This window comes from Escherichia sp. HH41S (assembly GCF_009820115.1).
Classification (GTDB): Bacteria; Pseudomonadota; Gammaproteobacteria; order Enterobacterales; family Enterobacteriaceae; genus Escherichia; species Escherichia coli_F.
Map to the genome: position 1 here is coordinate 1 of NZ_VNXE01000118.1, position 371 is coordinate 371.

General features: G+C 54.2%; 1 protein-coding gene and 1 pseudogene. Both read left to right on the top strand.

Features of this window, described 5'->3' with window-relative positions; genetic code table 11:
* Nucleotides 1–105 (top strand): annotated as a pseudogene (locus tag FQZ95_RS21915) (tellurite/colicin resistance protein); the annotation flags it as partial.
* Nucleotides 102–254, top strand: coding sequence for a DUF3927 family protein (locus tag FQZ95_RS21920; RefSeq protein ID WP_139715491.1), 153 nt, complete (start codon nucleotides 102–104; stop codon nucleotides 252–254). The pseudogene FQZ95_RS21915 and the gene FQZ95_RS21920, both read left to right, overlap by 4 nt.
* The last annotated feature ends 117 nt before the right edge of the window (nucleotides 255–371 follow it).

Sequence of the window (371 nt, forward strand, 5' to 3'; positions counted from 1 at the left end):
CTGTGCCTTGATATCGCTGACCAGGATGGCATTGGTCCGGATGAAGAAGCACAACTCAAGAAAATTGCTCAGGCGCTTCAGCTACCGCTGGAGCAGTACCTGTGAAAAGTGCGCGCCTTGTGCTGGCTGCCATCCTGCTGTTTCTGGTAGTGGCGGTGGATTTCACCAGACGGCTGATGTCGGTGCTGGCAGATGGCGTGCTGGTGGCGATGGCGCTGGTCGTGCTCCGGCCTTTACTACGTAAATCTGAATAACACCACACAAAAGGCATCTGCGGGTGCCTTTGACGGGGTGTTTTTACGGGCCGCTGGTGGCCCTTTTTTATTTACAGGAGAAAAAAGTATGTCTGAACCCTTATCCGGTTCCGGCAC